This is a genomic window from Seonamhaeicola sp., assembly GCF_028281565.1.
Taxonomy (GTDB): Bacteria; Bacteroidota; Bacteroidia; order Flavobacteriales; family Flavobacteriaceae; genus Seonamhaeicola.
The window spans coordinates 1-26,528 of the sequence record NZ_JANQJQ010000010.1; the positions used below are offsets into that span (position 1 = coordinate 1).

A 26,528-nucleotide genomic window follows, 5' to 3' on the forward strand; every position below is an offset into this window, starting at 1 on the left:
TAAAACTCATTATTCTTTATTGTTTTGTTCTTGTAATTGTTCTACTGCCTTAATTTGGTTTGCAAAGAAACTACTTTTTTCTGGATATTTCAAACTTAAAACCTTATAAGATTGAATTGCCTTTTTGTAGTTTTTTTGCTCTACATATATACGTGCTAAAGTCTCTGTCATTAAAGCCTCCGGCTTTATCATTTGTGCTTTTGCCAGGTTGCCTTTTTTGTTTGAAGCAACCGACGGACTAATTTTAGGGTTTTTACTTATAAACTTATCAATCAGCTCAAACTTTTTGGCCTTATCCAGGTCGGTTGCAGACGCTTTGTCTTCTTTTGCTTCCGGTTGTGTTTCAGGAGTTTTATGTTCCCTTTCAATAGGTTTAAACCTGGTAAGTTTTAGCCATTCGTTGAAGGAGTGTTTTTCATTTTTGTCAAACTGAAGCGGTTTGCCTAAATTCAATATTTCTGTAGGCGATAATTCAGGTACTTCAGTGGTTTCTGCTGAGGTTTCGATAACTTCAGATGCATCCAGGGCAAAACTGGTTGCCTTTTCAGGAAGGGGTTCCTTAGGCTCAAATAATGCCGGATCCAGAACACCTTTGGTTTCTTTGATCTGTTGTTTTAAAGCGTCATCAACTTCAACACTTTTATTAACCGAAATATCTTCTACGGAAACATCAATATCTTTTAAATGTTCTGCGTTTTTCTTTATGAATTGCGAAATTTCGTTTTGAATAAAGGCATCAGATGTAATAAAATCAAATAAGATACTGCGATCTGTGGTATAGGCAGCGGTTATTTTTAATTCCTGATTGTACTTAAAACTACTTTGGTTTTTGAGCCCTTTAAGGTAAACGGCACGCGCCGATTGAAAATAAGGAAATTCATCAATAATAGCTCTTACAGCTTCAGTTTGCTGATGTGTAATGTCTTGCGGATGCTGTAATATGTTTATAAAATCTGATGAATTCATGGCTTTAGCCAAATGTAATCATTATTAACGAGATTCTTCACTTCGTTCAGAACGACAACGGCATTTAATGTTAACTGCCTATTTGGTAGCTGAGGCTCTCGAAGCTACCACCTGGCTAAAGTGGCATTAAAAATATCCTGTGTTAAACGATCTAAAATTTCCTCATGAGCCGTTTCTTTTTGAGCACCGACTAATTGGGAGCTACCGGGGAAATCATAGAAAAAAGAAAATGATTGATCTAAATCGTCTTCTTCGTTATTTGTATTATAGAATCTCACTTTAACGGTAATGGTTAACCTGTTTTGAGCGGCTGTATTTTGAGCCGTAGCTGTTGTTGGCGCAATTCTATAATCTGTTATTTCTCCTTCGTAAATTAAATCGGCACCGGAAGGCTCTAACCTGTAATTTGTTTGATTTTGAATTAAATCTTGAAGCGTATTTTGAAATAGTAAATCCAAGCCGGGTTCAAATAACAAAGAGGTGTTTTCAAATCTGTCTACCTGAAATGTTTCTGCTATAATAGACGTTGGAGGCGTAAAGCTATATTGTACTTTACAGTTGGTGAAAGTTGAAAAGGTTAAAATTAAAAAGAGATATTTTATGTGTTTCATTCGATTTAAAAGACACTTCGACTGCGCTCAGTGTGACATTATGTTAGTTGTTTTAAAACGATTCCTTTTTTATAATGTTGTAATAGTTAGTTATACTGAATACTGCGACTGCCAACTGTATACTGTTTTAAAGATCGTATTGTTTAATCTTCCTATATAAAGTACGTTCGCTGATGCCCAATTCGGCAGCTGCTAATTTACGCTTTCCATTGTGACGTTCAAGCGATTTTTTAATTAATTCCAGTTCTTTATCATGTAATGACAATGTTTCCTCTTCTTCAATCTCTTCGGCAAAATGATATTTGTCCTGGACATTTTCAACCTGCTCATGATTTGTAACGTGCTCCGGGATGGATAAAACTTCGGTTTCCTGAACCGGTTCTTCATAAACCGTATTATCAGTATCGTCCTCACCATAGATCTTTTGGATGAGGTGCTCGTGATCTTTCTCAACTTCTTTAACATTACCGCTTTTCATGAGTTCCATGGTGAGTTTCTTTAGATCGTTTAAATCGCTTTTCATGTCGAATAAAACTTTATAAAGAATCTCACGTTCGCTGCTAAAATCACTTTCAGATTTTGATGTTTTAACAACCGCTGGCAAATTAGTGCCTGAAGTTGGTAAATAACTGCGAAGTGTCTCGGCTGAAATCGTTCTGTTTTGCTCCAAGACCGAAAGCTGTTCGGCTATATTTCGTAACTGACGGACATTACCGCTCCAACGATATTTGGTTAAAATTTGAACTGCGTTATCAGTTAACTTAACAGTAGGCATCTTGTATTTCAAGGCAAAGTCACTGGCAAATTTCCTGAAAAGCAAATGAATATCTTCCTGTCTTTCACGCAGCGGTGGCAGATGAATTTCAACGGTGCTTAATCGATAGTACAGGTCTTCCCTGAACTTTTCTTTTTCAATGGCCTCAAACATATTCACGTTCGTGGCGGCCACAATACGTACATTGGTTTTTTGTACCTTACTGGAGCCTACTTTTATAAACTCGCCATTTTCTAAAACACGTAATAAACGCACTTGAGTGGTGAGTGGTAATTCCCCAACTTCATCAAGGAAAATGGTACCGCCATCGGCTACTTCAAAATAACCGCTACGGGTTTGTGTAGCACCTGTAAAAGCCCCTTTTTCATGACCAAAAAGTTCACTGTCTATGGTACCTTCAGGAATAGCGCCACAGTTTACAGCTATGTATTTATTGTGTTTTCTATGTGATAATTGATGTATTATTTTTGGAATACTTTCTTTACCTACACCACTTTCACCGGTGACCAACACCGAAATGTCTGTTGGTGCCACCTGGATGGCTTTTTCAATGGCACGATTTAGTGATGGCGTATTACCAATAATACCAAAACGTTGTTTTATTGCTTGAACTGATTCCATTTATTTTTTTAAGATTTGAGATTGCAGAAAAAGAGAAAAGACATTCGTAGTCTTTGTTCTTTTATCTTTAGTCTTTATTCTTTTTTCTTTTTAGTTGTTTTCTGAATACCCAACTGCCTCACCAATTAAAGTGGCACTGGTGCAATCGGTTACTTTTACATTGACAAAATCACCTGCTTTATAGTGTTCTTTAGAGAAAACCACCACGGTGTTCTGGCTGTTTCTGCCGGCCCAATGTTCATTGGATTTTTTTGATTCCTTCTCAATCAGAACTTCTACAGTTTTTCCTAATTGGGCTTCGGTTCTTAATTTACTGTGCTTTTGTTGAAGCGCGATGATTTCATTTAATCGTCGTTTTTTAACTTCCAGAGGAATATCGTCTTCCAGCTTACGTTCAGCTAGTGTACCCGGCCTTTCGGAGTAGGCAAACATAAACCCGAAATCGTACTTCACATATGCCATCAAACTTAAGGTATCCTGATGATCTGCTTCCGTCTCCGTTGGGAAACCGGCAATCATATCCTGGCTTATGGCACAATCCGGAATAATACTTCTGATATTATCAATCAACTCAAAATACTCCTCACGGGTATGCTGACGATTCATTTCTTTTAGAATGCGATTGCTCCCGCTCTGCACAGGCAAATGAATGTACTTACAAATATTGTCGTACTTCGCCATGGTTTCAATAACATCTAAGGTCATATCTTGCGGATTAGATGTTGAAAAACGGAAACGCATTTTAGGCTGCGCCTCAGCACACATGGATAGTAATTGTGCAAAATTTACAGCAGTTGCTTTTTGGATATCGCCGGCTTTGTCGAAGTCTTTTTTAAGTCCGCCTCCATACCAAAGGAAACTGTCTACATTTTGCCCGAGGAGTGTTACTTCTTTATACCCTTTATTCCACAGATCGTTTACTTCTTCAATAATACTCTGAGGATCTCTGCTGCGCTCTCTGCCACGAGTAAACGGCACAACGCAAAACGTGCACATATTATCACAGCCACGGGTAATAGATACAAAAGCTGTAACACCGTTACTGTCTAAACGCACAGGAGAAATATCGCCATAAGTTTCCTCTTTTGAAAGGATCACATTAATTGCGTCTCTGCCTTCATCAACTTCAGCTAAAAGGTTAGGTAAGTCTTTGTAGGCATCCGGCCCCACCACCAGGTCCACAATTTTCTCTTCCTCAAGAAACTTACTTTTTAGGCGTTCTGCCATACAGCCCAGGACACCAACTTTCATATTCGGGTTGCTTTCCTGTTTAACAGCATTATATTTTTCCAAACGTTTACGAACCGTTTGTTCTGCTTTATCTCTAATAGAGCAGGTGTTTACCAAAACCAAATCGGCTTCTTCTAAGTTTTGAGTCGTGTTGTAACCTTGTCCGTTAAGAATAGAGGCTACTATTTCACTATCAGAAAAATTCATTTGACAACCGTAACTTTCAATGAACAACTTACGTTTGTTGCCTTCCTTTTGCTCTAAAACTAAAGATTCGCCCTGTTTTTTTTCGTCTATAATCTTTTCCATAATATACTTGAACCGGTTATGGTCAATATTCGTGCCTGCCTGCCGGAAGGCAGGTGCAAAGATACAATTAATTTAGGTTTTCTGACAAAGTGGCAGGTTCTAATTTTAAGTTAAATATTAAAATTTTGAATGGTTTTTCGCGCAACCATTTCAGAAATAAAGTATCTAGTAAATAAAAAAACCAGCTATCCTGAGAATTATGATCAAATTGACTAAAACTGTACTGTTCTTTTTTGTTATATCCTTTTGTTTTTTTAATACGCAATGTGAAGATGATGATGTAGTAGGGGATTTGATTTGTGATCTTTCTACTATTGTCAGTGCGTCTGAATACAATAATTTGAATTCAGACAATTTTGCGTTTATAGATGCTGAAATAGACGGCGATTGTTTAGCGATTACCATCGGAGCTTCGGGTTGTGATGGCAATACCTGGGAATTCAGTTTAGTGGACTCGGGAGCTGTTGCCGAATCATCCCCTGAACAACGGTACTTAAAATTGGATTTTGACAATAATGAAGACTGTCTGGCCTATTTTGAAAGAGTAATAACGTTTGACTTAAGCCCAATCAGAGTTGAAGGTAGTAGCAAAATAATACTTCATATTCATGGTTTGGACGAGTCCTTAGAGTATTCTTATTAATATCAACTATAAACAATCATACAAAAACTAAACGCTATGAAACTAAACCGTATTTTTTTAACAGTTATCCTTTCCATCGTCTTATGCGCTTGTAATAATAACGATGATGAAGATTTAGACCTTGTTGCTGTAGCTACTCCAGAATTTGTTAGTAAGACAGAATTTAGGAAAATGGTAGACATTGGGGCACCAAAACCAATTGTGCAAGCGGGTAAAATTTATGCCTATGGTCATTATATTTTTGTAAATGACGTTAATAAAGGGGTCCATATAATAGATAACACCAACCCGAAATCGCCAAGCGCTATTAAATATATAAACATACCGGGTAATGAAGATATTTCCATAAAAAACAATTATTTATATGCCGATAGTGCTACGGATCTGGTAGTTTTTAATATTTCGGATATTAACAATATCACCCAGGTAGAGCGATTGGAAAACGTGTTTGAAATTTATAACTACAACATTCCGGAAGAAGCAGTAGCCACTGATTTTGGTGATTATGATTGGGAAACAGATATCATATTAGGTTGGAAACTTGAGCAAAAGCCTAGTGAAGAAGTTGATCCCAATATTTGGATAGAAAGAGGTATGATCTTTAATGATGCCGTTATGGCTGCTGCTGCCGAATCTAATGTAGGCGTGGGTGGCTCTTTGGCGCGTTTTCAAATAAAAGACAACTATTTATATACAGTGGGGTCTTATAGTATGGCCATTTTCAATATTCAGGACCTGGCAAACCCTGAATTAGAGAACACCCAATATGCAGGGTGGAATATTGAAACCATGTTTGAAGCCGATGATTACCTGTATTTGGGAAGTACCAACGGTATGTATATTTATGACTTAAATAACCCGGCTGCACCGGCGTATGTGTCTGAATTTGTGCATTGGGAAGGCTGTGACCCGGTAGTTGTTGATGGTGATTATGCGTATTTAACACTTAGAGGAGGTAACCTTTGCGGGCAATTGGAAAGCGTTCTGGAAGTCATAGATATTAGCGACAAAACTAATCCAACCTTAGCAAAACGCTATACGCTGGATAACCCTTATGGCTTGGGGATAAAAGACAATATGCTCTTTGTGTGCGATGGTACTTCCGGCTTAAAACTTTTTGATAGAAATACACCCGTGGACCTAAACTTGGTAAGAACCATAGGCAATATTCAGGCAACCGATGTTATTCCTTTAGAGAACAGTCTGGTAATGATAGGCGATAACACCCTGTATCAATATAAATATATAGGTGACAATATTAGCTTTTTAAGCTCATTTTCACTCAATTAAAACAACTAACACTATGAGAGAAAATCTGCCTTCGGGCAGATTTTTTTGTTTGCACCTGTAACAAATTGTAAAAAACGGTTACCTTTATTGTATACAATATTTACTAACCAAAAACAATAAAATGAATTCCGTTGACACTTTAATTGAAAAGATAAATGGTGCCAAAGCCTTAGATTTTGGTGACATTTTTAGTAATTCTATTGAACTTTTTAAAAAGACCTGGCTTCAAGGGTTTTTACTCCAGGTATTCACTGTTATAGTCATGTTGCCTTTAATAATTGTTCTTTATATTCCTTTAATAGGAATGATCATAGCGCAGCAAGAAAGTGGTTATGCCAATACCGAAGCATTTGAGAGCTTTTTTGCAGGTATGTCCTTTCTATATGTATTGTTCATAATAGTTGGATCATTAGTGTTAGGTGCCGTTTCTGTTGCATTAAATGCCGGTTTTTATAGAATTATGAAGAAACTGGATCATGATGAACAAGTGTCTACTTCTGATTTTTTTCATTTCATCAAAGGAAAATATCTATCTAAAGTGTTTGTCTTAATGTTAGTGTCTTTTGGAATTGCAGTTTTAGCAACTTTGCTATGTTATTTGCCAATTTTTTATGTCATGGTGCCCTTATCATTGTTCGCCATTGTATTTGCTTTTAATCCCGATTTTAGTGTAGGTGACATTGTAAAAGTCAGTTTTAAACTGGGGAATAAAAAATGGTTATTGATCTTTGGGTTATTAATAGTTTCAGGATTATTAGCAGAAATAGTTGGGATATTGTTATGCGGTATAGGGTTGTTGTTTACAGCTGCTTTTCCGTACCACCCAATTTATTTTGTATATAAAGAATCCATTGGATTTGAAGAAACCACCGCCATTGAAGAAATAGGTACTATTACCGAATAAAAATTTTTAACAATACATTTAAAAGCCCGTGTTTACTAAGTTTAACACGGGCTTTTTTTGAAAATTATTATACAGATAATCTATAAAATGCAGCAGATAAACTTTTTTTCATATACATTTGTAGCTTCAAAAACGGATGTATGGCGAAGAATTTAGTGATAGTTGAGTCACCTGCAAAAGCAAAAACCATTGAGAAATTCCTGGGAAAAGATTTTAAAGTAGAGTCAAGCTTTGGGCATATCTCAGACCTACCTTCAAAAGAATTGGGTGTAGATGTAGACGGTGATTTTAAACCGAAATATGAAGTTTCAAAAGATAAAAGAGCGGTTGTAAAAAAACTTAAAGAGCTGGCTAAAAAAGCAGAAATGGTTTGGTTAGCAAGTGATGAAGACCGTGAGGGAGAAGCTATTGCATGGCATTTGGCCGAGGCTTTAAAATTGGAAAAAGAAAAAACAAGACGTATTGTTTTTCATGAAATTACAAAGTCAGCTATTCAAAAGGCTATTGAAAACCCAAGAGGTATCGATTATGATCTGGTAGATGCACAACAAGCGCGTAGAGTATTGGATAGAATTGTGGGGTATGAGTTATCTCCGGTTTTATGGCGGAAAGTAAAAGGCGGTTTGTCGGCAGGTAGGGTACAATCGGTTTCAGTACGATTGATCGTAGAGAAAGAAAGGGAAATTAAAGATTTTAGACCTGTAGCATCCTATAGAATTGTTGCCGAATTTTCAAATGAGAACGGGCAGGCATTCAAAGCCAAATTGCCAAAGAATTTTTCAACTAAAGAAAACGCCCAGGCATTTTTAGAACAAAATGCTTCCGCAAGTTTTAAAGTTTCAGATTTAGAAAAGAAGCCCGCAAAAAAATCGCCGGCGGCTCCGTTTACCACATCCACTTTACAGCAGGAAGCATCCCGTAAATTATATTTCTCGGTAAGTAAGACCATGACTATGGCGCAACGCCTTTATGAAGCCGGTTTGATTACTTATATGAGAACCGATAGTACCAATTTATCTGATGAGGCCAGATATGGGGCACAGGCAGAAATTGAAAAAACGTATGGTTCCAGTTATAGTAAACCAAGGAACTATACGGGAAAATCTAAAGGCGCACAAGAGGCGCACGAGGCTATCAGACCTACTGATTTTTCTAGACAGAGCGTAAATATTGATAGAGATCAGGCCCGTTTATATGAATTAATTTGGAAGCGCGCCATAGCATCGCAAATGAGTGAAGCGCAATTAGAGCGTACCAATGTGAAAATTAGTGCTTCAACACATAACGAGATTTTTATAGCCAACGGAGAAGTAATCACTTTTGACGGCTTTTTAAAAGTATATCTGGAAGGTACCGATGAAGAAGATGTAGAGCAAGAAGGGATGTTACCGGCTATGAAAACCGGGGAAGGACTTCTCAATAATTATATCACGGCTACCGAACGTTATACGCGTCCGCCATCGAGATTTACCGAAGCATCACTTGTTAAAAAGTTGGAAGAGTTAGGGATCGGGCGTCCGTCTACTTATGCACCAACCATTTCAACCATTCAAAACAGGAACTATGTTGAAAAAGGTTCGGTTGAAGGCGTAGAAAGAAAGTATTCACAACTTACTTTGAAAAACGGAAGTATTACTGATAAAGTACTTTCGGAAAAAGTGGGATCTGATAAAGGAAAATTAGTGCCTACAGATATTGGAATGATTGTAACCGACTTTTTGGTGAATCATTTTGATCAGATCTTAGATTATAATTTTACTGCTAAAGTTGAAGAGGACTTTGACAGTATAGCCGATGGTGAAGAAGATTGGACTAAAATGATGAAATCGTTTTATAAGAACTTCCACCCAAAAGTTGAAGATGTAAAAGAGAATGCGGTAAGAGAATCCGGAGAACGTATTTTAGGAGTTGATCCAAACACCGGCAGACAAGTGAGTGTGCGTTTAGGTAGGTTTGGGCCGATGGTTCAGGTAGGAACCTTTGAAGATGATGAAAAACCGTTGTTTGCCAGTTTGAGTCCGGACCAGCAACTAAGCAGTATTACTTTTGAAGAGGCTATGGATTTATTCCAGCTCCCGAAAAGTTTGGGAACCTATGAAGGAGAAGATATTCAGGTTAATAATGGTCGCTTTGGACCGTATGTAAAATTCGGTAAAGCATTCGTATCTTTACCAAAAGGTGTAGATCCGTTAAGTGTGGATCTTGATGATGCTATAGTTTTAATTAAAGAAAAACAAAAAGCAGATGCACCTATATATATATATAAAGATTTACCGGTGCAAAAAGGTAAAGGTCGTTTTGGTCCGTTTATAAAATGGAACAATATGTTTATTAACGTAAACAAGAAATACGACTGGGATAACCTGTCTGATGAAGACATTGTTGAGTTGATCGAAACAAAGATTCAGAAAGATATAGAGAAGGTTGTTCACAACTGGGAGGTCGAAGGCATTAGAGTAGAAAAAGCCCGATGGGGCAGACATCATGTGTTAAAAGGAAAAACAAAAGTAGAATTAGCCAAAACCGTTGATGTTTCAGAAATGACTCTAGAAGAAGCCAAAGCCCTTATTGAAGCCAACGTACCAAAGAAAAAAACAACCCGAAAAAAAACAACAGCCAAAAAGAAGTAACGTAAATGAATTTTAATTTTCTTTCTCCGGTTTCAGATTTAGTGTTAGCTCATAACGAATTATTATCTGCCCAGGCTTTAGGAAGAAGACTAAAAATCCACTCAGAGCAAAACGGCATGCCGGATCTGGACGATGTTACCATTGCCATTATCGGTGTTTTGGAAAACAGGAACGATGTTAACTATATAGGCGAAGCGTTTCAGTTGGATGAAATCAGAAAGTCTTTTTATGGTCTTTTCCCGGGAAGCTGGAATATAACTATTGCAGATTTGGGTGATATTAATAAAGGTGAAAGTGTAGAAGATACCTACTTCGCATTAAAAACAGCCGTTAACATATTAGTTAAAAAGAATATCATACCTATTATATTAGGAGGCTCTCAGGATTTAACCTATGCAAACTACAGGGCCTATGATAATATAATCCCCATGGTTAACATAGTGAACATAGACAGCAAGTTTGATTTGGGTGATTCTACCAAACCCATTAAGAACAACAGTTTTGTTGGAAAGATCATTTTAGACCAACCCTATAACCTGTTCAATTACGCAACGGTTGGTTATCAAACCTATTTCAATTCGCAGGAAGAAATAGATCTAATGGATAACCTCTATTTTGAATCTTACAGGCTGGGAGACGTGTCAAGTAATATTTCAATTGTAGAGCCTGTTTTAAGAGATGCCAATATTGTGAGTGTTGATTTAACATCGGTAAGAAGTGCCGAGGTAAGTTTAAATCAAAAGTATTCGCCAAATGGTTTAGACGGAAAAGAAATTTGTGCCATAGCAAGGTATGCAGGCATAAGTAATAAGGTGTCGTCATTTGGGGTCTATGAATATAAACCTTCAAAAGATGATGACATGACTTCCATGTTAGTATCTCAAATGTTGTGGTATTTCATTGAGGGTGTAAATTACAGGGTACAGGATGATGATTTTTCGGATGAAAGAAACTATCAAAAGTACATTACCCTGGTGGATTCGGAAGAACTCATCTTTTATAAAAGTAATAAAACTGGAAGATGGTGGATTGAGATTCCTTTTTTATCTGAAGTAAATAATAAATTAAAAAGACATACGTTATTACCTTGCATGCATGAAGATTATCAGGATGCCTGTAATAATAAGGTACCAGACCGCTGGTATAAGGCTTTCAGGAAGAATAGTATGTAATAGGCAAAGTATAGCTAAAAGGGTAATTTCATCGGTGAAATGCTATTTTTTTACGATGAAATGTAATTTTTTTATGAAAAAAGTTGTTTTTAAAGAAATTTATAAATATGTTTACGCCACGAAAAATGAAGCTTAATTAATTAACCTCGAGTTTACTATAGATATGAAGAAGTTTATTTTATTAACCGCAGTAATAACAATACTAGCTAGTTGTGGCTCTAAAGATAGGGGCGAACTAGTGGGTGTTAAAGGAAAAAAATGGCACCCTGAAAAGCCTTATGGGATGGAGCTTATCCCCGGTGGTGCGTATATTATGGGTAAAGCAGACGATGATTTAGCGGGTGTAAATGATGCACCGGCCAAAACAGTAACTGTAAGAGCCTTTTACATGGACGCCACCGAAATAACAAATAGCGAGTATCGCCAATTTGTGCATTGGGTTAGAGACTCCATAGTGAGAATGAAATTAGCAGTTCTTGCAGACGAAGTTGGTTTAACACAAGAAGATGATGGTACTATTGGTGAGTATGCATTTAGAGATGCAGACACAACTGATATGTCCGTTTATGAGAAGTATATGTTTGAAAACTATACCGGCCTGGGACCTACTGGCTATGAAGGAAGAAAGATCAACAAGGATATTGACCTGGTTTACGATACTTCAGAATATATCGACGAGTATTATGCCGAAGTGATGGATACCATGTACCTGCCATTAGAAGAGTCTTATAATGGACAGCGTACCTGGGATGTGAAGAAATTCAAATTCCAGTATAATTATATGGACATCAGAGAAGCGGCCAGAAACAGAGGCGTTGATAGAAAAGATGTTATAAGGAAAGAAGAAATTGAAATTTATCCGGATACTACCGTTTGGATCAGAGATTTTGCTTACTCATATAATGAGCCGATGCACAATGATTATTTCTGGCATGATGCTTACAGTGATTATCCGGTAGTAGGTGTTACCTGGAAGCAAGCCAAAGCATTTTGTGAGTGGCGAACTATTAACAAGAACTCTTATCAAAAATCTAAAAAAGGAGCTTCTATGGTTAACAGATTTAGATTACCGTCGGAAGCTGAATGGGAATATGCCGCCAGAGGTGGTCTTCAGGCAGCAACTTACCCTTGGGGTGGTCCTTATACAAAAAGTGACAGAGGTTGTTTTATGGCAAACTTCAAACCGGTACGGGGAGATTATGCTGCAGACCAGGCTTTATATACTGTAGAGGCAAAATCTTATGAGCCTAATGACTATAACTTATACAATATGGCAGGTAACGTTGCAGAATGGGTAAATGCATCGTATGATCCGTCTTCTTATGAGTACACGTCAACCATTAATCCTAACGTTAATGATCAGGACAACACACGTAAGGTTATTAGAGGCGGCTCCTGGAAAGATGTTGCATACTTCTTACAGGTAAGTTCAAGAGATTATGAGTATGCAGATTCTGCAAGAAGTTATATAGGTTTCAGAACCGTTCAGGATTACATGGGGACACAAGTAACAAAAAACGCTAGAAACAAATAAAATTTAATCAAATCAAATTTAAATATTATTAATTAACCTACTTAAGTAAATAACCTACTTAAAAAATTTAAAAACCGAGAAATTATGGCACAGTCAAAAGCAAACAAAAAGTTTATGAATTTAGCTTACGGATTAGGAGCATCGATTGTAATTATTGGAGCCCTTTTCAAAATCATTCACTTTGAAATTGGACCTTTAACGGGTAATGTTATGTTAACAATAGGTCTTGTAACCGAAGCTATTATTTTTGCAATATCAGCATTCGAACCAGTTGATGAAGATTTAGATTGGTCTTTAGTATATCCTGAATTAGCTGGAGGACAAAAAAGTAAAAAAGAAGAAAATCCTCAGGGATTATTATCTAAGAAATTAGACGAATTATTAAAAGAAGCTAAAATTGATGGCGAATTGATTTCAAGCTTAGGAGAAAGCATTAAGAATTTTGAAGGTGCCGCTAAAAATATGTCATCAACTGTAGATTCTATCGAAGCTACTAAAAAATATGGTGAAGAATTATCATTGGCTGCCGCTCAGATGGAGTCCTTAAACAGCTTATACAAAGTACAGTTAGAAAGCATTAACAAGCAGGCAGAAATTAACGAAGAGTCTGTAGAAAATGCAGCTAAGTTAAAAGAGCAAATGCAATCATTAGCATCAAACCTTTCTTCATTAAATGGCGTTTACGGAGGTATGTTATCTGCTATGAGCAAAGACTAATTAGGGTTTGCCCAAATTAATATTAATTAACCAAAACCTAATTAGAAAATGGCAGCAAATAATTTATCACCAAGACAGAAGATGATTAATCTGATGTATTTAATCTTCATTGCGATGTTAGCATTAAATATGTCTAAAGAAGTGCTTTCGGCCTTCGGATTAATGAATGAAAAGCTTACGGAGTCTAACGAGGCTGCAACAGTGCGTAACGAAGCCTTTGTTGCAAGTTTAGACCAAAAAGCTACAGATCAACCAGAGAAATATGAGCCTTTAAAAGATAAGGCGCATCAAATAGACGTTTTAGCTACTAACTTTAATAATTATCTTGAAGGGTTAAAGTCTAAAATGGAAAAGACCGTTGATGATCCTACCGATTATGAGATCATGGATAAAGGGGATTACCTGGATGAAAACTTTTTCAAAGGCGATGTTTTAAAACCTGAAGGGAAAGAGTTTTTAAATCAGATAGCCACTTTTAGAGACGGTGTGTCTGAAATTTTATCCGATGAAGAAGGGATGGAAGACATCATTAAGGATGTTCAGACAAACTTTAATACAGATGACATCAAGCGTGGAGCTGGAAAGCAACCGTGGTTAGACTATCATTATAAAGGATTCCCATTAGTAGCATCATTAACAAAAATGACGCAATTACAAGCCGATATTAAAACTACAGAGTCTCAGATATTATCTGCTATGTTACAAGGTACACTTTCCAGTGAGGTGTCTATGACAAACTATACTACTTTAATGGAAACATCAAAATCTGCTTATTTCAATGGAGAAAAATTTGATGGCGAAATTGTGTTGGGTAGAAAAGATGCCACCACAAAACCAAAAAGAGTTGAGTTGACTTTAGATGGCAGACCTTTAACAGAAAATCAATACACCATTGAAGATGGTAAAGTGAAATTAAATGTGAATTCGGGAGCTGCAGGTGAGCATAAGATTGAAGGAAAATTAATTTTCGGTGAAGATGGAGAAGAAATTGAAGTACCGGTTAGTCAAACTTTTGCAACCGTGCCAAAACCAAACGCGGCAACTATTTCTGCAGACAAAATGAATGTAGTGTACCGCGGTGTTAAAAACCCAATGACTATTTCATTTGCCGGAGTATCTGATAATAAAGTGTCAGCTAATGCCCAAGGTTTATCAAGAATATCCGGTAGTAAATACGTTATGGATGTAACCAAGGTTAAAGGACGTGAAGTTACTATTAATGTAACAGGTACATTACCTGACGGACAAAGAGTAAATGATAATGCTAAATTCAGAATTAAAGATTTACCAAAACCATTAGGAACATTCAGAGGAGAAGACGGCACTTTAAAAATGCCTAGAAACTCTATTGAGATCTCTACTATTGGTGCAAAATTTGATGATTTTGATTTTGAGTTACCATTAACCGTTAGAGAATTTAAATTTAAAGTTCCTGGTCAACCAACCATTGTTGTAAAAGGAAATAAATTAGACAGTAGAGCAAAAGGTGCTTTACGTAAAGCTAAAAGAGGTTCTACCATTCAAATAATTGACATACAGGCAAAAGCTAAAGGTGTTGATATCAAGCTTAAAAAGATATCACCTGTACTGGTTGAAGTTGCTAATTAATAATTGGTAGAGACGCCCTAAATAATAATAAATTTATAGAAAAATGAAATTAAGAAGTTTTTTATTAACCGTAGCAACTGTTTTTACAGCTACCGGCCTGTTTGCGCAAGCCAACATTCTAAATGCTAAAAGCCCTGAAGAAATTGGTGTAAGAACAGCAGCGCAAAAGTCTGTAGATAATGATAAACCTTTAGAGTACGGTTATGTAGATGATAGAGATGTGTTGTTTGCCAAAATGACCTGGGAACGTGTAGTTCTTGATGAGCGTGTAAACTTCCCATTATATTATCCCATAGATACGAACAACATTGGTAAAGACAGACGTTGTTTATATGACGTTCTTATGAAGAATGTTAAAAACGGAAAGATAAAAAACATCTATGATGACTCCTATTTTTCTACAAAGCGTACTTTAAAAGATATTGAAGCGGCCTTAGTAAGAGTGGATACCACTGAGTTAGGTATTGAACAGTATAATGCCGGTGAGGAAGTATCTAAAGAGTACATTGTTAAAACACAAATTACAGCGGCTGACATTGTGGAATACCGCATTAAAGGACTTTGGTATTTCGATAAGCGCCAGGCTGAAATGAAATACAGGTTGTTAGCATTAGCGCCTGTAGCTCCGGATGTTAACTTTATTGATACGGATAGTCCTGATTTAGTGCCTTTATTCTGGGTGTTCTTCCCGGATGCCAGAGAGGTATTACATGAGGCAAAGTCGTTCAATACTAAAAATAGCTCCCTACCTTATTCTTTTGATCATGTATTAAACTCAAGACGATTTAACGGTTTCATTTACAAAGAAGAAAATGTACATGGCGACCGACAAATCAGTGAGTATGTATCAGACAACTCTTTGATGCAGTTACTGGAGTCTGAAAGAATAAAGGATAAAATCAGAGATTTTGAACTGGATATGTGGACCTACTAGTCCGTATATTTGACCATAATTTAAAAACGCTCACTTTTTTAGTGAGCGTTTTTTATTTGTTATTCCTGCCCGGGCAGGAATCCATTTTCTATCTTCGCAGCTATGCAAGTAGATTATATAGTTGTAGGCATCGGGTTGGCCGGTATTAGTTTTTGCGAACAATTAAGAACTAACGATAAAAGTTTTGTGGTTTTTGATAACGGTTCACAGCAATCTTCCACGGTTGCCGGCGGACTTTATAACCCGGTAGTTTTAAAGCGATTTACTTCCGTTTGGAAAAGTAAAGAACAGTTGGGAATAGCTTTACCTATGTACCACGCTTTAGAAGCATTGTTAAACATCAAGCTGGATTATAAAATACCGGTTTACCGAAAATTTGCATCAACCGAAGAGCAAAATAATTGGTTTGCAGCTTCAGACAACCCGTCGTTATCCGAATTTCTTTCAGATACCATTGTTAAAAATACCAATGCCGGTATTGAGGCGCCTTTCGGTTTTGGTGAGGTTTTTAAAACCGGAAGAATTGATGTGAAAACATTGGTCAATACTTATAAAGACCACTTGCTGAAAGACCACCGATTTTTTGAAGAAGGTTTTGATCATAACATTTTGAAAACAGATCCTGAAGCGATTCAATATAAGTACATAAAAGCCAAGTATATTGTATTCTCTGAAGGCTTTGGTGTTAGGGGGAATCCTTTTTTTAAAGACTTGCCACTGGTGCCTGCAAAAGGGGAGTTGCTAATCATTCAAGCACCGGAATTAAAAATTGATTTTGTTTTAAAGTCGGCAGCTTTTTTAATTCCGCTAGGCGATGATTTATACATTGTAGGTGCCACCTACGAATGGAAAGATTTAACCAATAAAATATCCCAGGCTGCCCGGGAAGTACTCTTAGAGAAGCTTGAAAAGCTCATTAAATGCCCTTTTAAGGTAGTAGATCAGGTGGCAGGTGTAAGACCCACGGTTAAAGACAGAAGACCGCTTGTAGGCCGGCATAATACCCATAAAAATATGTTTGTATTAAACGGTTTAGGTACCAGAGGTGTGATGATCGGGCCTTATGTGGCACAACAGCTTTATAATTTTATTGAAAATAATGTGCCGTTAGAAAAGGAAATTAATATTAGCAGATTCCGTTAAACTTGAAGAGTCATTTCTTAACCAGCGACTCATCGTAATGCATAAAAAAATTGATCCAGATATTCCTGGAAAGGCGCATGATTATTGGCATAAATACAACCAATGTGCCAACAATAGAGATGAAAGTAACCTTTAAACTGGCATTAAAAATAAGATTACTGATAACAAAAGCAGCCACCGCAAAGGCAATACCTACGGCATAACTTACATACATGGCCCCGTAAAAAAAGGAGGGCTCTATACGGTATTTAGTATCGCATTTAGAGCAACGTTCGTTTACTTTTAAAGTATCGGTTATCACATAAGCATTTTTATTGCTGTACATGGATTCCTGATGACATTTAGGGCAACTCCCGGTAATGATACTATAAAGTTTGGTTCCTTTTTTAAACATTTATTTTAGTGTATTTTTCTTCTGTAACCATCTTTCGACAGGTTCAGGACATCATTTTATTAGTACATTTTTTTTAATTGCGTTTGTGTAAATTTCTCAATAAAAAAATTCATGTACTTTTGCTTGCGCTTTTATAATGCAAAAGTAGTTGTATTAGTTTAAAAATCCGTAACTAAAGTCACATTTCTATGCTTAATATTCATAATTTATCAATCTCATTTCAGGGAGAATATCTGTTTGAAGATATTACGTTTAAGCTGGGAAATGGTGACAGTGTGGGGCTTATTGGTAAAAACGGTGCCGGTAAGTCTACCATGCTCAAAATTCTATCGAAAGAATTAGAACCGGATTCCGGGCAGATTGCTACGGATAAAGCGCTTAAAATAGGGTTTTTAAAACAGGACATCGATTTTGTTTTTGGAAGAACGGTCGTTGAAGAAGCCTACGAAGCTTTTACGGAAATAAAACTTCTGGAAGCTAAAATGGAAACCATTAATACCCAGTTAGCTGAGCGTACCGATTATGAAAGTGAAGGATACAACCAGTTAATGATTGACATTAACGAGCTTCAACATCAATACGAAATACTTGGTGGTTATAACTATCAGGGTGATACTGAAAAGATCTTACAAGGACTTGGTTTTCAGCGGAGTGAATTTAATAAACTAACCGATACCTTTTCGGGGGGCTGGCGCATGCGTATTGAGTTGGCTAAATTATTACTTCAGAATAATGATGTATTACTATTGGATGAGCCTACCAACCATTTGGATATTGAATCTATTATTTGGTTAGAGCAGTTTTTGAAAAATTATGCCGGTGCTGTGGTGATCGTATCACATGATAAAATGTTCCTGGATAATGTAACCAACAGGACCATTGAGATCTCTTTAGGGCGGATCTACGATTATCCTAAACCGTACTCAAAATATTTAATACTTCGTGAAGAGTTAAGAACACAACAATTAGCATCACAGAAAAATCAGCAAAAGCATATTGAGCATACCGAAAAACTGATTGAAAAGTTTCGAGCCAAGGCGTCTAAAGCAACCATGGCGCAATCCCTTATAAAAAAGCTGGATAGGATTGAGCGTATTGAAGTTGATGAGGATGATAACAGTGTCATGACACTTAATTTTCCGGTATCGGTAACTCCCGGTAAAGTGGTTATTGAAGCGGAGGCTGTTTCAAAAAATTATGGAGAAAAAGAGGTGCTTAAAAATATCGATTTGCTATTAGAGCGTGATAGTAAAACGGCTTTTGTTGGTCAGAACGGACAAGGAAAATCTACTTTGGCAAAGATCATTGTTGGTGATATACGTTTTGATGGCCATTTAAAATTAGGACATAATGTACAGCTAGGGTATTTTGCTCAAAACCAGGCAGAGTATTTAGACGGCAATAAAACCGTTTTAGATACTATGATCGATGCTGCTAACGAAACTAACAGAAGCAAAGTAAGGGATATTTTAGGCTCGTTTTTGTTTAGAGGTGATGAGGTTGAAAAGTATGTTAGAGTGCTATCCGGAGGGGAACGTAACCGTCTGGCTTTGGCCAAATTAATGTTACAGCCGTTCAACGTGTTGATCATGGATGAGCCTACAAATCACCTGGATATTAAGTCGAAAAACGTATTAAAAGAAGCCTTAAAACGATACGAAGGCACTTTGATTTTGGTGTCTCATGATCGTGATTTTTTACAGGGACTAACCAATAAAGTCTATGAATTTAAAGACCATAAGATAAAAGAATATTTAGGTGATATAGATTACTATTTGGAGCAACGAAAAGTTGAGAATTTACGTGAGGTGGAAAAGCGAACTGTTGTCAAAGAAGCACCTAAAAAGAAGAAGCACCAATCCTATGAGGAGCAGAAAAAATTAAAGTCTTTAAATAACAAATTGAGCAATGTGGAGGCTAAGATCAATCAGCTGGAAAAAGCGATCAAAGCCATTGATTTAGAGCTTGAAATTAATTACGAAGAAGCCACTTCAGCGCCTGATTTCTTTGATAATTATCACCAAAAAAAGTCGGATTTAGAAGCATTGATGGAGAAATGGGAAGCAATCCAGCTCGAAATCGAGCAGTTTACCGACTAGAATTTGTTAAAATTTTATGCATTTCATCGATTAAAATGGGTTTTTGTCTTAATTTCCTTTAGTTTCGTAGTAGAATTAATCCCAAATCTATTCTAACAATGAAAACCTTAAAGCTACTTGCAATTTGTTTTTTAACAACTGCTTATTCATTCGCTAATATTTCCTCTACCGAAAAGGATGCCCTTATTGCAATATACAATGCCACGAATGGTGACCAATGGAACACTTCGTGGGATTTAAACGCAGCCATCGATTCATGGTATGGCATAACGGTAGAAGATAACATGATAGTTGAAATTAACTTACCGTTCAACAACCTTCAGGGGGAGTTGCCACAAGACATTGGAAATCTTTCTAACCTAAGAAAGATCAATTTAGGTTTTAATAAAATATCAGGAACCATTCCTGCGTCATTAAGTAATTTAAAAGAGTTAACTTCTTTAGAATTATTTATGAATGCTTTAGAAGGTAATATCCCTTCAGAACTAGGCGAGTTAAAGAAATTAGAATCTTTAAAACTGTATAGTAATAAATTGTCCGGAGATATTCCTAATGAACTTATGGGTTTAACTAACTTAAAAGAGCTTTTATTAGGAAGTAACTTTTTAACAGGAACCATTCCTACAGATATTTATGCGTTATCAAAGCTTCAGAAGTTAAGCTTAATGGACAATAAACTGGAAGGAGAAATTCCGGTTGAAATTGCACAATTAACAGATTTAGAAGAGTTATTATTATCCACCAATAATCTTACCGGAGACTTACCGATAGAGTTTATGAGCTTAACCAAATTAACTACTATTATGGTAAGTGATAATAATTTAAATCAGGAATACATTAGTGTGTCAGGTAAAAACCCTCCGGGAATTATGACTGTGAACCCAACAGCTACAGCTGTATTAGATATTGAAAAAGAATAATTTCAGTAAAGTTTTTTATGTTTGTCTAAAAGTGGCTAATTAAATTAGCCACTTTTTTTAGTTTTAGGGTATGTTAGAACATTATTTTACCTGCCCGCATTGTTGGCAAACCGTTTCGGTGTTGTTAGATAATAGTATTAGCGTTCAAAGCTATATTGAAGATTGTGAAGTGTGTTGTAATCCTATTCAAATTAAAGTGGTGTTTTTCAATTTGGAATTATCGGAGTTTCAGGCTACTAGTTTGGAACAATAATATTTTTGGGGATAATAGTTGTTAAAATTAAAAAGGATTGTATATTTGCAGTCCTATATCGCGGGACGCTTCGACAAGCTCAGCGCGAGATTTGAAAAAATGAAATGAAATTTTGGGTGAGGTATTTGAAAGTTTAGCTTACTCATTAAAAATATACATCGCGGGATAGAGCAGTAGGTAGCTCGTCGGGCTCATAACCCGAAGGTCACTGGTTCGAGTCCAGTTCCCGCTACTAAGAAGAAAGTCATGACTAAATACTAGTTGTGACTTTTTTTATTTAATGGATTAAGTCTGGACGAGAAGTTTACCCTGAGCCCAGTCGAAGGGAGTCCAGTTCCTGCTACTAGAATGAAGGTCATGACTAAATACTAGTTGTGACTTTTTTACTTTTAGCCATCAAAACCTGTGAAATAAAAATCAAAATCGAAGTGTCATTCTCAAAACCTTCGCGTATTTTCTGGTAGGCAATGCGCATCTGAGATTCAACGGTTTTAATTGAAACGCCTAAATGATTAGCAATTTCCTGATACCTAAGTCCGGATAATTTATTCAACTCTAAAACTTCTCTGCATTTAGGAGGTAAGGTTTCAACAATTTGTTTCAGTTTGTTAATCCTTTGCTGCGCAGCGTCTTTATTTTCTGTAATAGAATCTCTTAAAGCCTTCTCTTTTAATTCATCAAAAAAAGCATCTCTTCGCTTATTACTTCGGTAATGATCTATATAGGCTCTATGGGCAACCGTGTACAAATAGCCTTTAACAGATTTGGTAACATTTAATTCGTTTCGCTTCACCCAAAGGGTTACAAATAATTGTTGCACAATATCTTCGGCGGCAGGTTTACGTCCGGTATAAGTTGTTATATAGCTCACAAGATCACCATAATACTTTTTAAATAACATTTTAAAAGCACTTCTGTCATCTTTTTTAATGGCAATAATGAGCTCTAAATCTTGCATTAAATGGTTGGTTGTATAGTACAAATGTGAAAATATATCGGCTAAAAAAAAAATTTTAAAAAAAATGTTAATTTCTTTAAGGGTTTTTATAAAAGCCGTTCGACATTTAAATATAACACCACAAAATTTTGCAGAATTGAAAAAAATAATTTTAAAATACTTAACCGACTCTATCTCTGAAATAGAACTGACTAAACTACAAGATTGGTTAAGTAAGCCGAAGAATCAAAATAAGTTCAAGTCATATATTAAAGATGATTACAATCTGAATAAATTGTACGATACGGTTGATGCTGATATGGCTTTTGATAAGGTTTGGAGCGGTATAGAAAAACAAACCAGGGTGATGCCATTATACAAAAGAAATGTATTCAGGTATGCTGTAGTCGCCTCTGTGGTGTTATTAATTTCATTGACTTTTATTTTTAAGAAAGAAACCCCTGTAGTTAATACCCCAATCATTGTAAACAACAATATTGAAACCGGAACTGATAAGGCTACTTTAACATTGGCAGATGGTACGAATATAACTTTAGAAAAAGGACAAAACTATATTGCCAATAATATTACAAGCAACGGAGAAGAAATAGTTTATGAAACACCTAATACGGCTAAAAAGGACATAGCTTACAACTATTTGACTATTCCCAGAGGCGGTCAATACTATATTAAACTGGAAGACGGTACCCAGGTGTGGCTGAACTCAGAATCGCGACTTAAATATCCGGTAAGTTTTATTGACGGTGAAACCAGGCAAGTTGAGTTGGTCTATGGTGAAGCCTATTTTGATGTATCACCAAGCACCGATCATAACGGTTCCAGGTTTAAAGTCTTAACCGGTGATCAGAACATTGAGGTTTTAGGAACCGAATTCAACATTAAAGCATATCAGGATGAAGTTTTAGTGTATTCAACCTTAATTGAGGGTAAAGTATTAATGACCACTGATACTTATAGTACCGAGTTATCTCCTAACCAACAAACGGTTTTAAACGTAAACAACAATAATGTTGAGCTACTTACCGTAGCAGACACTTACAGTATTACCTCCTGGCGAAACGGCGTATTTAGTTTTAAAGACATGCCGTTAAATAAGATCATGAAAGTCCTGTCCAGATGGTATGATGCAGATATTGTTTTTGTAAATAAAGAAGTTGAAAATATTCATTTTACGGGGGTTTTGGGTAAAGAGCAATCTATAGAAAATATACTGTCAGCCATTTATAACACCAATAATATTATGTATGAAATAAATGATAAAACCATAATATTCAGATAAAAAAGAAAGGGAACTGAGGTTCGGAATTCTCACAACGCAAACCTTATGTCCCCTTGTATAGAATTAATCAATTAAATGTTTAACTAATTAACTCAAGCAAATTTATGGAAATTAAATTAACCCGTGTTCTTTTCTTTTTTAGAAAAAAACTCTTAAAAATCATTATGAGAACGCTTATATTCTTGTTGTGTACTGCAGTTTTTAGCTTTACTTCAGAAAATATGCTTTCACAGAATGTGAAGATTGAAATTTTAGAAGATAAAACGATTACTGTTGATCAGGTTTTCGACATTATCAAAGCACAGACAGATTATAGATTCATCTATAGGTCTGATATGTTCAAAGACTTCCCTAAAGTATCTGTTAAAAAGGGTATTATAAAAGTCAACAAGCTGCTTGAAGAAAGTCTTTCAAGGGGTAGTTTCAATTTTAATTTTGCAAACAACAACACTATTATCATTAAGGAAAAAGTGTTGCAGGAAGTAACTATTTCAGGTGTCGTTCTAGATAAAAACGGCGTGCCTATACCAGGTATAACGGTCTATGTAACTAACCGGGAACCATCAGGAGAGCGTATAAATAGTGATTTCTTAGTAAGAGGTACTGCTAGCGATTTTGATGGAAAGTTTTCCCTTGTTGCAGAAGTTGGTTATTATTTGGTTGCTTCCGGGATTGGATATGAATTTCACACCGAACAGGTTACAGCCGAAAAAACAGTTTACAACATCACACTTCTGGAAAGGATAAGTGCCCTTGAGGAAGTAGTTATTGTAGGATACGGAAGCACGGTAAGAAAAGATTTAACAGGATCTGTTGGTTCAGTGAAATCTGAAGAGATTCAACAAATTAAATCTCAGACCATAGATCAGGCCCTGGTAGGTCAATTAACAGGGGTATACGTTAATGCGCAATCCAGTGGTCCTGGTGGTGGCGCTCTAGTTAATGTTAGGGGGTTGAGCCAGTTAATTGGCGACAACCAGCCACTTTATGTAGTTGATGGTGTACCTATTGTCACAAATCCGCTTTTTTCCAATGTAGGTAGTATTGGCGCTTTCGGTGATCGGGAAAATCCGTTACTGTCTATAAACCCAAATGATATTGAGCGTGTTGATGTTTTAAAAGATGCTTCATCAGCCGCCATATATGGTTCCAGGGCAGCTAACGGGGTTATTGTTATAACTACTAAACGAGGTAAAAGAAATAGTAGAACCCGTTTTAATTTTGCCTACAACACTACTATTCAAAATCCTTTAAATACTTATGATGTGATTAGTGCCAGCGAATGGCAACAAGTAATCACTGACTTTGGTTTAGATAATCTTATAACCTTTGGTGATGAAGATACGGACTGGCAGGAGAAAGGGCTTAATAATAATGCTCTATGGAATCAGTACGATTTTAGTGTATCCGGAGGCTCAGATAAAATTAATTTCCTGGTATCAGCCCGAGTATCAGATCAGGAAGGTATCATGATAGGTAATAAATTTAAACAATATAGTTTTACAAGTAATATTGATGCGGATCTGTCAAAGCGATTAAAAGCCGGAGCTAATATTAGCTATAATTATTCGTTAAACAGGCGTTCTGGTTTAACCAGCTTAAATCCTTTGGCTATGTATAGACCGGATATAGGCGTATTTAATGAGGATGGCTCTTATACTGGTAGAACAAGTTTCCTTGGATTTGAGAGAAATCCACTGGGAGATCAGGCAAAAATTAAAAACAGAGCCAGATATCAAGGGCTTATAGGGTCTGTTTACGGACAATATGAAATTTTGGAAGGCTTAAACTTTAGATCGCAATTAAGCATTAACTTGAGTAACGACAGAAGCTCTGACTTTTCCCCTTCCTTTACAGGCAACGCCTTGTTTGGAGCATTTAGAGGTACCCAAGGCGCCTTATTAGATGTACAACATTCAACGCTAAGAAGCTCTTCATGGGCCAATACCTTAAACTTTAACAAAACAATAGCAGAAGACCATACTATTAACGCAGTAGTTGGGGTTTCATGGGATCATTCCCGGTTAGATTTAGAGTCTCAAGGCTATGCGGGCTTTCCGGACGACGAGGTTTTAATCAATATCCAATCGGCTCAAGATGCCTATCAATGGAATAGTGACGTGAGTGAAACCGCTTTAAACTCAATCTTCGGAAGGGTGAACTATAACTACAAAGACCGTTACTTAGTAACATTTACCGCCAGATCTGATGGGTCTATTAAGTTTGGACCCGATAACCAGCGAGGATTTTTCCCTTCCGGAGCTTTAGCATGGAATGTACACAACGAAGACTTTTTAAGCAATAATAACTTAATTAGTCAATTAAAATTACGTGCCAGTTTAGGACGTACCGGATCTGATAACTTACCTGCGTTTTCCTATATTTCAAATTATGCCTCATTGGGTAATGGCGATTCTTTTTATGACGGAATTAATGGTATAGCCGTAGAAGGCGTACCTAATACGGAGATTAGATGGGAAGAGACAGACCAGTTAGATTTAGGTGTTGAGTTTGGGTTGTTTAACGGCCGGTTAAATGGAGAAGTGGTATACTTTGAAAAGAAAACCAGTGACATCATTCTGTTAGTACCCCTTCCCGCACAAACCGGCAGTTCGTTTTGGAATGCCAATATCGCCGATGTAACTAATAAAGGTTGGGAAATTGCCTTAGGCGGGGACATCGTTAGAAGTAAAGATCTTAGATGGAACTCATCGTTTAATATTTCCTTTGTAGATAACAACGTGGATGCTTTGAATGGTGGTAGCACCACAGCATTTGGCAGTGCCGGTATACAAGAAGGGTCACCAATTGGGTTCCACTTAGGTTATGAGGTTGTTGGTATAGCACAAACACAGGAAGAAATAGATGCTTTGAACGCCGGAGCTCCGGATGGCAACTATTTTAATCAGTTGCAACAACCGGGAGATTATATATTTAGGGATTTAAACGGAGATGGAGAAATTAACCCTGCAGACGACAGAAAAGATTTAGGTAGTATTAACCCGGAATTCTTTGGGGGCTGGAACAACATAATATCTTGTAAAAACTTCGATTTCACCTTCAATTTCAATTTTGTTGATGGCAACAAGAGATATTGGCGAGAAGGTGCAGAAAACATGCAGTTTGTTAATGTAAACAAGAACTATTTTAGATCGTCATTAGATGATACCTGGACACCGGACAACCCTAATGCTACGTATGCGAGACTAGGTTCCGGAACCCATGGTGGTAATTTTGATGAAAACTCAAAGGTTGTTGTAGATGGATCTTATATAAAATTAAGGTCGGCTTCCATAGCTTATAATATACCTAAAGAGATATTAAAAAAGACTGGCATTAACAATGCTAAAATTACAGTCACCGGCAACAATTTATTTGTAATCACTGATTATCCGGGGCTTGACCCGGAAAATGTAGGGCCGCAACGAGGTGGTGCTACTGTAGACTTAGTAAGTGACCAGGGATTTTCATATCCACAGGCAAGAACCTTTACTATAGGAGTTAATATAGGCTTATAAAAAATCTTAAAAAGGAAAAA

Annotated in this window: 21 protein-coding genes and 1 tRNA gene; 16 read left to right on the forward strand and 6 right to left on the reverse strand. The window is 36.6% G+C overall.

What is annotated here, in order from left to right; translation table 11 throughout:
- Nucleotides 1-9 precede the first annotated feature (9 nt).
- The 4 genes from Q0983_RS04045 to miaB all read right to left on the reverse strand — a co-directional run bounded on the left by Q0983_RS04045 (nt 10) and on the right by miaB (nt 4,512).
- A complete protein-coding gene (locus tag Q0983_RS04045) occupies nt 10-966 on the reverse strand; it encodes a hypothetical protein (RefSeq protein ID WP_299549103.1) in 957 nt (318 codons plus the stop codon).
- A 104-nt stretch (nt 967-1,070) separates the two neighbouring features.
- Nucleotides 1,071-1,577, reverse strand: a complete 507-nt coding sequence (gene lptE, locus Q0983_RS04050) for an LPS assembly lipoprotein LptE (RefSeq protein WP_299549106.1) — start codon at nt 1,575-1,577, stop codon at nt 1,071-1,073.
- Nucleotides 1,578-1,704: 127 nt separating this feature from the next.
- Nucleotides 1,705-2,973, reverse strand: a complete 1,269-nt coding sequence (locus tag Q0983_RS04055) for a sigma 54-interacting transcriptional regulator (RefSeq protein WP_299549109.1) — start codon at nt 2,971-2,973, stop codon at nt 1,705-1,707.
- A gap of 90 nt (nt 2,974-3,063) precedes the next feature.
- Complete coding sequence (miaB, locus tag Q0983_RS04060) at nt 3,064-4,512, reverse strand: tRNA (N6-isopentenyl adenosine(37)-C2)-methylthiotransferase MiaB (protein WP_299549112.1); 1,449 nt, start codon at nt 4,510-4,512, stop codon at nt 3,064-3,066.
- A gap of 199 nt (nt 4,513-4,711) precedes the next feature.
- Between miaB and Q0983_RS04065 the strand changes: the two genes are divergently transcribed.
- The 10 genes from Q0983_RS04065 to Q0983_RS04110 all read left to right on the forward strand — a co-directional run bounded on the left by Q0983_RS04065 (nt 4,712) and on the right by Q0983_RS04110 (nt 17,087).
- Nucleotides 4,712-5,155 (forward strand): hypothetical protein, encoded by a 444-nt coding sequence (locus tag Q0983_RS04065; protein WP_299549115.1) that lies wholly within the window; start codon nt 4,712-4,714, stop codon nt 5,153-5,155.
- 36 nt (nt 5,156-5,191) lie between these two features.
- The gene (locus Q0983_RS04070) at nt 5,192-6,445 is read left to right on the forward strand and encodes a hypothetical protein (RefSeq protein ID WP_299549117.1); all 1,254 of its coding nucleotides are present in this window, start codon (nt 5,192-5,194) and stop codon (nt 6,443-6,445) included.
- 121 nt (nt 6,446-6,566) lie between these two features.
- Entirely contained in the window at nt 6,567-7,349 is a 783-nt protein-coding gene (locus Q0983_RS04075) for a hypothetical protein (RefSeq protein ID WP_299549120.1), read from the forward strand.
- Between the two features lie 140 nt (nt 7,350-7,489).
- Complete coding sequence (topA, locus tag Q0983_RS04080) at nt 7,490-9,979, forward strand: type I DNA topoisomerase (protein ID WP_299549123.1); 2,490 nt, start codon at nt 7,490-7,492, stop codon at nt 9,977-9,979.
- A 5-nt stretch (nt 9,980-9,984) separates the two neighbouring features.
- Nucleotides 9,985-11,151 carry a formimidoylglutamase gene (locus Q0983_RS04085; protein ID WP_299549126.1) on the forward strand — a complete coding sequence of 389 codons (1,167 nt, stop codon included), beginning with the start codon at nt 9,985-9,987 and terminating at the stop codon, nt 11,149-11,151.
- A gap of 163 nt (nt 11,152-11,314) precedes the next feature.
- Nucleotides 11,315-12,685 (forward strand): gliding motility lipoprotein GldK, encoded by a 1,371-nt coding sequence (gldK, locus tag Q0983_RS04090; RefSeq protein WP_299549129.1) that lies wholly within the window; start codon nt 11,315-11,317, stop codon nt 12,683-12,685.
- 84 nt (nt 12,686-12,769) lie between these two features.
- The gene (gldL, locus tag Q0983_RS04095; RefSeq protein WP_299549132.1) at nt 12,770-13,402 is read left to right on the forward strand and encodes a gliding motility protein GldL; all 633 of its coding nucleotides are present in this window, start codon (nt 12,770-12,772) and stop codon (nt 13,400-13,402) included.
- Nucleotides 13,403-13,450: 48 nt separating this feature from the next.
- A complete protein-coding gene (gene gldM / locus Q0983_RS04100; protein ID WP_299549135.1) occupies nt 13,451-15,010 on the forward strand; it encodes a gliding motility protein GldM in 1,560 nt (519 codons plus the stop codon).
- A gap of 43 nt (nt 15,011-15,053) precedes the next feature.
- Nucleotides 15,054-15,944, forward strand: a complete 891-nt coding sequence (gldN, locus tag Q0983_RS04105; protein WP_299549177.1) for a gliding motility protein GldN — start codon at nt 15,054-15,056, stop codon at nt 15,942-15,944.
- A gap of 102 nt (nt 15,945-16,046) precedes the next feature.
- Nucleotides 16,047-17,087: an FAD-dependent oxidoreductase gene (locus tag Q0983_RS04110; RefSeq protein ID WP_299549180.1), complete on the forward strand. Its 1,041-nt coding sequence runs from the start codon at nt 16,047-16,049 to the stop codon at nt 17,085-17,087.
- Nucleotides 17,088-17,097: 10 nt separating this feature from the next.
- Here the strand turns inward: Q0983_RS04110 and Q0983_RS04115 are convergent, their stop codons facing one another.
- A complete protein-coding gene (locus Q0983_RS04115) occupies nt 17,098-17,481 on the reverse strand; it encodes a DUF983 domain-containing protein (RefSeq protein ID WP_299549183.1) in 384 nt (127 codons plus the stop codon).
- Between the two features lie 188 nt (nt 17,482-17,669).
- On the opposite strand from Q0983_RS04115, the gene Q0983_RS04120 reads away from it, so the two are divergent.
- The 4 genes from Q0983_RS04120 to Q0983_RS04135 all read left to right on the forward strand — a co-directional run bounded on the left by Q0983_RS04120 (nt 17,670) and on the right by Q0983_RS04135 (nt 20,985).
- On the forward strand, nt 17,670-19,580 hold the full coding sequence (locus Q0983_RS04120; protein ID WP_299549186.1) for an ABC-F family ATP-binding cassette domain-containing protein: 1,911 nt from the start codon (nt 17,670-17,672) through the stop codon (nt 19,578-19,580).
- A gap of 98 nt (nt 19,581-19,678) precedes the next feature.
- Nucleotides 19,679-20,500: a Two component regulator three Y domain protein gene (locus Q0983_RS04125; protein ID WP_299549188.1), complete on the forward strand. Its 822-nt coding sequence runs from the start codon at nt 19,679-19,681 to the stop codon at nt 20,498-20,500.
- A 70-nt stretch (nt 20,501-20,570) separates the two neighbouring features.
- Complete coding sequence (locus tag Q0983_RS04130) at nt 20,571-20,753, forward strand: CPXCG motif-containing cysteine-rich protein (RefSeq protein ID WP_299549191.1); 183 nt, start codon at nt 20,571-20,573, stop codon at nt 20,751-20,753.
- Between the two features lie 159 nt (nt 20,754-20,912).
- Nucleotides 20,913-20,985 (forward strand) — tRNA-Met (locus Q0983_RS04135).
- A 129-nt stretch (nt 20,986-21,114) separates the two neighbouring features.
- Here the strand turns inward: Q0983_RS04135 and Q0983_RS04140 are convergent.
- Complete coding sequence (locus tag Q0983_RS04140; RefSeq protein ID WP_299549194.1) at nt 21,115-21,711, reverse strand: RNA polymerase sigma-70 factor; 597 nt, start codon at nt 21,709-21,711, stop codon at nt 21,115-21,117.
- Nucleotides 21,712-21,847: 136 nt separating this feature from the next.
- Here Q0983_RS04140 and Q0983_RS04145 point away from each other — a divergent pair, with 136 nt between their 5' ends.
- The gene (locus Q0983_RS04145) at nt 21,848-22,990 is read left to right on the forward strand and encodes a FecR domain-containing protein (RefSeq protein ID WP_299549197.1); all 1,143 of its coding nucleotides are present in this window, start codon (nt 21,848-21,850) and stop codon (nt 22,988-22,990) included.
- A gap of 164 nt (nt 22,991-23,154) precedes the next feature.
- Nucleotides 23,155-26,508, forward strand: coding sequence for a TonB-dependent receptor (locus Q0983_RS04150; protein WP_299549200.1), 3,354 nt, complete (start codon nt 23,155-23,157; stop codon nt 26,506-26,508).
- Nucleotides 26,509-26,528: the final 20 nt, after the last annotated feature.

What these genes read in the sequence shown, in the direction of transcription:
- gldK (WP_299549129.1), top strand. Translation starts at nt 11,315, where the DNA reads ATGAAGAAGTTTATTTTATTAACCGCAGTAATAACAATACTAGCTAGT.
- Q0983_RS04120 (WP_299549186.1), top strand. Translation starts at nt 17,670, where the DNA reads ATGCTTAATATTCATAATTTATCAATCTCATTTCAGGGAGAATATCTG.
- lptE (WP_299549106.1), bottom strand. Translation starts at nt 1,577, where the DNA reads ATGAAACACATAAAATATCTCTTTTTAATTTTAACCTTTTCAACTTTC.
- gldL (WP_299549132.1), top strand. Translation starts at nt 12,770, where the DNA reads ATGGCACAGTCAAAAGCAAACAAAAAGTTTATGAATTTAGCTTACGGA.
- gldN (WP_299549177.1), top strand. Translation starts at nt 15,054, where the DNA reads ATGAAATTAAGAAGTTTTTTATTAACCGTAGCAACTGTTTTTACAGCT.
- Q0983_RS04150 (WP_299549200.1), top strand. Translation starts at nt 23,155, where the DNA reads ATGAGAACGCTTATATTCTTGTTGTGTACTGCAGTTTTTAGCTTTACT.
- Q0983_RS04130 (WP_299549191.1), top strand. Translation starts at nt 20,571, where the DNA reads ATGTTAGAACATTATTTTACCTGCCCGCATTGTTGGCAAACCGTTTCG.
- Q0983_RS04110 (WP_299549180.1), top strand. Translation starts at nt 16,047, where the DNA reads ATGCAAGTAGATTATATAGTTGTAGGCATCGGGTTGGCCGGTATTAGT.
- topA (WP_299549123.1), top strand. Translation starts at nt 7,490, where the DNA reads ATGGCGAAGAATTTAGTGATAGTTGAGTCACCTGCAAAAGCAAAAACC.
- Q0983_RS04115 (WP_299549183.1), bottom strand. Translation starts at nt 17,481, where the DNA reads ATGTTTAAAAAAGGAACCAAACTTTATAGTATCATTACCGGGAGTTGC.
- Q0983_RS04125 (WP_299549188.1), top strand. Translation starts at nt 19,679, where the DNA reads ATGAAAACCTTAAAGCTACTTGCAATTTGTTTTTTAACAACTGCTTAT.
- Q0983_RS04075 (WP_299549120.1), top strand. Translation starts at nt 6,567, where the DNA reads ATGAATTCCGTTGACACTTTAATTGAAAAGATAAATGGTGCCAAAGCC.
- Q0983_RS04055 (WP_299549109.1), bottom strand. Translation starts at nt 2,973, where the DNA reads ATGGAATCAGTTCAAGCAATAAAACAACGTTTTGGTATTATTGGTAAT.
- Q0983_RS04085 (WP_299549126.1), top strand. Translation starts at nt 9,985, where the DNA reads ATGAATTTTAATTTTCTTTCTCCGGTTTCAGATTTAGTGTTAGCTCAT.
- gldM (WP_299549135.1), top strand. Translation starts at nt 13,451, where the DNA reads ATGGCAGCAAATAATTTATCACCAAGACAGAAGATGATTAATCTGATG.
- Q0983_RS04045 (WP_299549103.1), bottom strand. Translation starts at nt 966, where the DNA reads ATGAATTCATCAGATTTTATAAACATATTACAGCATCCGCAAGACATT.
- Q0983_RS04070 (WP_299549117.1), top strand. Translation starts at nt 5,192, where the DNA reads ATGAAACTAAACCGTATTTTTTTAACAGTTATCCTTTCCATCGTCTTA.
- miaB (WP_299549112.1), bottom strand. Translation starts at nt 4,512, where the DNA reads ATGGAAAAGATTATAGACGAAAAAAAACAGGGCGAATCTTTAGTTTTA.
- Q0983_RS04065 (WP_299549115.1), top strand. Translation starts at nt 4,712, where the DNA reads ATGATCAAATTGACTAAAACTGTACTGTTCTTTTTTGTTATATCCTTT.
- Q0983_RS04140 (WP_299549194.1), bottom strand. Translation starts at nt 21,711, where the DNA reads ATGCAAGATTTAGAGCTCATTATTGCCATTAAAAAAGATGACAGAAGT.